General features: G+C 67.1%; 4 protein-coding genes. 2 read left to right on the top strand and 2 right to left on the bottom strand.

All coding sequences use genetic code 11. The annotated features are described in order from the left end of the window. Window positions 1-107: 107 nt before the first annotated feature. Window positions 108-1091 carry a DUF1559 domain-containing protein gene (locus tag AC5JJ2_RS06325; RefSeq protein WP_495857122.1) on the bottom strand — a complete coding sequence of 328 codons (984 nt, stop codon included), beginning with the start codon at window positions 1089-1091 and terminating at the stop codon, window positions 108-110. A 40-nt stretch (window positions 1092-1131) separates the two neighbouring features. Further along, a complete protein-coding gene (locus AC5JJ2_RS06320; protein WP_495857121.1) occupies window positions 1132-1572 on the bottom strand; it encodes a hypothetical protein in 441 nt (146 codons plus the stop codon). A gap of 194 nt (window positions 1573-1766) precedes the next feature. Here AC5JJ2_RS06320 and AC5JJ2_RS06315 point away from each other — a divergent pair, with 194 nt between their 5' ends. Continuing rightward, a complete protein-coding gene (locus tag AC5JJ2_RS06315; protein ID WP_495857120.1) occupies window positions 1767-5903 on the top strand; it encodes a PVC-type heme-binding CxxCH protein in 4137 nt (1378 codons plus the stop codon). A 147-nt stretch (window positions 5904-6050) separates the two neighbouring features. After that, a complete protein-coding gene (locus AC5JJ2_RS06310; protein WP_495857119.1) occupies window positions 6051-6701 on the top strand; it encodes a TVP38/TMEM64 family protein in 651 nt (216 codons plus the stop codon). Window positions 6702-6724: the final 23 nt, after the last annotated feature.

Genomic DNA, 6724 nt, shown 5'->3' with positions numbered 1-6724 from the left:
GGGGGGGTCCGGGTGGGGGGGGGTGGGGGGGGGGTCGTGGGTTGGGGGGGGGGGGGGGGGGGGGGGGGGGGCGGTTCGCCCCCCCCCCCCCCCACCCCGGCGGGGGATCAATCCAGGTTCGACGCGACCTCGCCGCGGTTGTACGTCAGCAGCTTCAGCACGAGGTCGAGGGAGGTCGTGGCCTTTAGGAACCGGACCGACCCGTCGCCCATGCCGATGATCGCGCCGGCGGTGTGGAACGAGTAAATCTCCTTCGAGTTGACGCAGTTGATGGCGCACGGCCCGGTCGTCGCGCCGGGGTTGGCGATCACCGTCCCGCGGGTGTACGTCGCGGGGTCGAACCCGCCGACGTTGATCCGCGCGTCCGGGTTCGCCCACGGCCCGGCCGACCACGTCTGCACCGCGTCCTCGGCCCCCATCACGTACCGCAGGTTCCGGCCGGCGCACTCGGCAATCATCATCGTGTTCGACGTGCCGTCCTGCACGGCCAGGATCGTCCGCCGGCTCTTGTCCTCGACGTTGTTCGTCACCTTGTCGTGCGGCAGCATCCCGATGTAGTACGGGTCGGCCGTGCTGACGAACTGCGCCTGCCCGGTCGGGCCGGTCGAGACGTAGGCGTTCGGCCACGTCCGCTCGGTCGTCGCGGCGTAGTCCGTCACCCCGCGGTTGGCGTGCCGGCCGCTCTGCGGGGCGGACGGGCAGAGGAACGTCGGGATCGTGTTCCGGATCGGCCCGCCGACGTTCTGGTTCGCCCCCTCGTCCCAGTTCAGGTTGAAGTTGTACTGGCGGAAGACGTTCTCCTGCTCGATGTACGGCAGGATGCGGGTCGTCCACGAGTGAAACTTGACCGTCTGCCCGCCGACGAGCACCTGCTCCCGCGCGGCCGGGAGGCGGGCGTTCGCGTCGTGGTACCCGTGGACGGCCAGCGACAACTGCTTCACGTTGTTCGTACACTTCGCCCGCGCGGCGGCCTCGCGGACCTTCTGCACGGCGGGCAGGAGCAGGCCGATCAAGATCGCGATGATGGCAATGACGACGAGCAGCTCGATGAGCGTGAACCCGCGGCGGGTTTGGGAGAGAGAGCCGGTCATGACAGACCTCCGGAAAAAGGAGAGAAGAAATGGGGCTGTACTAAGGCTTTTTTGTCAGCTTGAACGGTTCGAGGGCGTTCGTGCCCGGCTTCACGGCCGCCTTCAACCCGGACTTCGCCGGGTCGGCGTACCGGGTCGGGATGCGGCTCTTCGGGTCGGCGTTCTCGTTCTTCGACTCCTCGAACCACGTCACGAGGACCGTGTAGTCGCCTTCCGGCGCGCCCGCCCCGTGCGGGTACGAGTTGAGCGTGAACGACCCGTCGTCTTTGACGGTCGCTCCCGGCTTCGGCGCGTCCGCGCTTCCGCCGACGAGGTGGAACACGACCGTCGCCCCGGCCGCCGGCTTGTCCTCGAATAGGACTTGCCCGGTAACGGGGTACAGCCGTGGCCCCGACGGACCGCACGACGGGAGGGCGAGGCAGCCGGCAACGACAAAGAGCGACCCCAACGGGCGAGCCAACCACCAGTTGACATGTTTCATCGAACGACCTGGGAGGGGAGGTCCAACCGAATCCGGTCACGAGGAGATGGGGTAGCCCCGGATCGGAATATGAAAAGATTGTGAACGAATGGGTGGGGGCACGTCAATCAGAAATCAGAAGTCGTGTCAAATTTTTTAGGAATATGTAAGAATGGACTTCGTAAGTCCAACCTCTCGGTAGCCTGGGTGAAACCATGAAGTGCCTCTCCGCGTTTCTTTCACTCGTATTCGCGGCGGTGGCGGCGGCCGAGCCGCCGAAACTGACGGTGCTGTTCCTCGGGGACAACGCCGGCCACCAGCCGGCCGCGCGGTTCCGGCAACTGCAACCGGAACTCGCGAAGCGGAACGTCCACCTGACGTACACGGACAAGGTGTCCGACCTCAACGCCGAGACGCTGAACAAATACGACGGGCTGATGATCTTCGCGAACCACACCGAGTGGCAGCCGGAGAACGAGAAGGCGTTGCTCGACTACGTCGCTTCGGGGAAGGGGTTCATCCCGCTACACTGCGCGAGCTACTGCTTCATCCGCAGCCAGCCGTACATCGACCTCGTCGGGGCACAGTTCCGCAGTCACACCACGGGCGTCTTCCGCGTCACGGCGACCGCCCCGGACCACCCGGTCATGAAGGGGTTCGAGTCGTTCCAGTCGTGGGACGAGACGTACACGCACCACAAGCACAACCAGAAAGACCGCACCGTCCTGGAAGTCCGCACCGAGGGCGGCGTGTCCGAGCCCTGGACGTGGGTTCGCACGCACGGCCAGGGGCGGGTGTTCTACACCGCGTGGGGCCACGACCAACGGACGTGGAGCCACCCCGGCTTCATCGCGCTCGTGGAACGCGGGACGCGGTGGGCGTGCAACAAGGGGCTGGAGGACGTGCCGCCCTACGTGGACCGGCCGAAGGTGACGGAGTTCGCGAAGGACGCGAAGCCGTTCGAGTTCGTCGACGCGGTCCTCCCGTACTACCCGGCCGGCGAGCGGTGGGGCACGCAACGGGAGCCGATCAAGAAGATGCAGAAGCCGCTGCCGGCGGCGGAGTCGGTCAAGCACTACGTCACGCCGACGGACTTCGAGATGAAGCCGTTCGTGACCGAGGAGAAGCTCGGCGGCGGAAAGCCGATCTGCATGACGTGGGACGAGCGGGGCCGGCTGTGGCTGGCGCTCAGCTACGACTACCCGAACGAGCTGCAACGGGACGGCGAGGGCCGGGACAAGATCGTCGTTTGCGAGGACGGCGACGGCGACGGGGTGTGCGACACGGTCACGACGTTCGCCGAGAAGATGAGCATCCCGACGAGCATGTTGAACCTGCACGGCGGGCTGGTCGTGCTGTCCGCCCCGCACACGCTGTTCCTGAAGGACACGGACGGCGACGGCAAGGCCGACTTGCGGGAAGTCCTGTTCTCCGGCTGGGGCACGCGGGACACGCACGCCGGGCCGAGCAACCTGCGGTACGGGTTCGACAACTGGGTCTACGGCATGTGCGGGTACAGCGGGTACGCCGGGACCGTCAACGGGGAGACCGTCCGGTTCGGCCAGGGGCTGTTCCGATTCAAGGTCGAACCCGGCCCGAAGGTCACGAAGCTCGAGTTCCTGCGGTCCACGAACAACAACAGTTGGGGCGTCGCGTTCAACGAAAACGGCGAACTCTTCGGCAGCACCGCGAACGGCTGCCCGCTCGTCCACCTGACGATCCCGAACCGGTACTTCGAGAAGGTCCGCGGGCTGACGCCGAGCGCTCTGGCGAACATCGTGTACGACAACCACGTGGAGCCGGTGGTTAAGGAGTACCGGCAGGTGGACTGGCACGGCGGGTTCACGGCCGGGGCCGGGTGCGAGATCTACACCGCCCGCACCTACCCGGAGGAGTACTGGAACAAGGTCGCGTTCGTGAGCGAGCCGACGGCGCACCTGACGGCCGCGCTCGTGCTCCAGCCGAACGGCAGCAGCTACACGGCGCGGTACGGGTGGAACCTCGTCGCCAGTCGCGACGACTGGGCCGCCCCGATCGACGCCCGCGTCGGCCCGGACGGCCACATGTGGGTGATGGACTGGTACAACATCATCGTCCAGCACAACCCGACGCCACAGGGCTACCAGACGGGCAAGGGGAACGCCTACGAGATCCCGTACCGGGATAAGAAGTACGGCCGCGTCTACCGCGTCGTCTATACGAAGGCGAAGCCGGAACCGCGGGTCAACCTGAAGGACGCGACGCCGGAGCAACTCGTCGAGACGCTCAAGCACCACAACCTCGCGTGGCGGCTGCACGCCCAGCGGCTGCTCGTCGAGAAGGGCAAGGCCGTCGAGGGGTTGAAGGTCATCGAGAACAAGGCGGCGCTCGACGCGGAGCGGGTCAACTCGAACTCGCTGCCGGAGCGGTTGCAATCCTTCCTCCGCATCGCGGACGAACCGGCGTCGGCCGAGTACGGCAAGATACTCGCCAGCTGCCTGTCGGACGCGACGACCTACGGCGACCAATCGCTGTCGCAGGCGTTCACCATCGCGGCCGCGGTTCACGACGTTCACTTCCTCTCGGCCGCCGCGGCGAAGCCGCAACTGTCGCGGGCCGACCTACTAGTCGTCGAGTTCGTCGCGCGGCACTACGCCGCCACGTCGAAGGGGAAGGGGTTGAGCGACCTGCTCGTCGCGCTCGACGCCGCAAAGTCGGCCGACGTCGCCAACGCAGTCATCACCGGCCTATCCGGGGCGTCCGGCAAGCTGAGTGCGGACCTGACGCCGGAGGGCCAGAAGGCCATCGGCGGGCTGCTCGGCAAGGCGTCCGCCAGTTCCCGCGGCCGGCTGTTGAAGCTCGCCGCCGGGTGGGGTGTGAAGGGCCTCGACACGCAACTCGGCGAACTGTCGAAGGGGCTGTTCGTCACCCTCGCCGACGAGAAGGCGAGCGATTCCGCCCGGATCGACGCGGCGAAGCAGATCATCGAGTTCCAGCCGGAGAGCGACGACGCGGCGAAGCAGATCGTCGCCGCCGTCACCGGCAAGTCGTCCGCGGCCTTCTCGACGGCGATCTTTGAAGCCCTGGCGAACAGCCGGGCGAAGAACGTCGGCCCGGCCGTCGTCGCGAAGCTGAAGGACCTCGCCCCGACCGTCCGGCCGATCGCGCTGCGGGTCGTGCTGGCGCGGCCAGAATCGGCGACCGCCTTCCTCGACGCGGTGGAGAAGGGCGACCTCCGGTTCGACCTGCTGGCGCTCGACCAGAAGACGGCGCTGGCCGCGCACCCGAACAAGGAGATCGGCACCCGCGCGACGAAACTTCTCGCGATGGGCGGCGGGCTACCGGACGCGAACCGGCAGAAGGTGATCGAAGAACTGAAGCACGTCCTCGCGAAGACCGGCGACGTGGGGCAGGGGAAGAAGGCGTTCGTCACGCATTGCGCGAAGTGCCACAAGCACGGCGGCGAGGGGAACACGATCGGCCCGGACCTGACCGGGTTCGCCGTCCACCCGAAGGAAGAGATTTTGATCCACGTCCTCGACCCGTCGCGGAGCGTGGAGGGGAACTTCAAGGCGTACACCGCCAACCTCCTCGACGGCCGGACCGTCATCGGCCTGCTGGCGTCGGAGACGCGGACCAGCGTGGAACTGATCGACGCCGAAAACAAACGGCACGCCGTCAGCCGGGACGACATCGAGACGCTGAAGGAATCGCCGAAGTCGCTGATGCCCGAGGGCTTCGAGAAGACGATGAAGGTCGAGGAGCTGACCGACCTGCTGGAGTTCATGACGCAGAAGGGCAAGTATGTGCCGATCCCGCTCGACAAGTACGCCACGGTGGTCAGTACGAAGGGGATGTTCTTCCGCGAGGACGCGGACGTGGAGCGGCTGATCTTCCGGGACTGGAAGCCGAAGGAGTTCAACAAGGTCCCGTTCTACCTGGTAGACCCGAACGGGGACAAGCAGAAGAACGCGATCCTGCTCTACAGCACGAGCGGGGCCATCCCGCCGACGATGCCGAAGAGCGTGACGCTGCCGTGCAACACGGCGGCGAAGGCGATCCACTTCCTCGGCGGGGTCGGCGGGTGGGCGTCGCCCTACGGCGAGAAGGACACGGTGAGCATGGTCGTCCGGCTGCATTACGCGGACGGCAAGGCCGAGGACCACGAGTGGAAGAACGGCGTCCACGTCGCGGACTACATCCGCCGGGTGGACGTACCGGGGTCGCAGTTCGCGTTCCAGCTCCGCGGCCAGCAGATCCGCTACCTGAGCGTGTCGCCGAAGCGGAGCGAGGCGATCAAGAGCATCGAGCTGGTGAAAGGGCCGGACGCGACCGCCCCGGTCGTGATGGCCGTCACCGTCGAGACGCCGTAGTAGTAGGCACACTCCGTGTGCCGTCTGTTGTGCGCCGCGGTGCGTTTCTGCGGGTCTCCGCGGCGCGAAGGAGACGGCACACGGAGTGTGCCTACTACTATGAGGCCCCGGAGAATTCACTTCGCCGTCGGGGTCGGATTGCTACTCGTGGCCGCGTTCCTGTTCGCCCCGGACTCGAACGCGACGTGGCAGGCCGTCCGCGAACGGCTGACCGCGTGGCAGACGTTCGCGAACGAAAACTTGCTCCTCTCCGCGGCCGTGTTCTTCCTCGCATACGTCGTCGTCACGGGGCTGTCGCTGCCGAGCGCGACGGCGATGAGCCTGCTCGCCGGGGCGCTGTTCGGCCGGTGGCTCGGCACGCTGCTCGCGGTGTCGGCCGCGACCGTCGGCGCGACGGTCGCGTTCCTGTCCGCCCGCTACCTCCTCCGCGACTGGGTGAAGGAGCGGTTCGGCCCCCGGCTCGCGGCCGTCGAGCGCGGCGTGGAGCGGGATGGCGCGACGTACCTGCTGACCGTGCGCCTCATGCCGGTGCTGCCGTTCTTCCTCGTGAACCTGGTGATGGGCCTGACGCCGCTGCGGACGCGGACGTTCACGTGGGGCAGCTGGCTCGGCATGTTGCCGGGGGCGTTCGTGATCGTGAACGTCGGCACGGCCGCGGCGAAGGTCGAGTCGCCGCGCGAGGCGCTGTCGCTGGAGTTGCTGCTCGCGGTATCGCTGTTGGGGTTGCTGCCGTTCGGGGCGAAGTGGTTGCTCAAGAGGTTTGGTTTTGTTCCCTCCCCCCTTGGGGGGGAGGGTTAGGGAGGGGGGTGAGCTTCCTCCCT

It is taken from the genome of Limnoglobus sp. (assembly GCF_059499385.1).
Note: the sequence above shows the minus strand (reverse complement) of the source record. Positions and strands in the feature narration are given on the sequence as shown.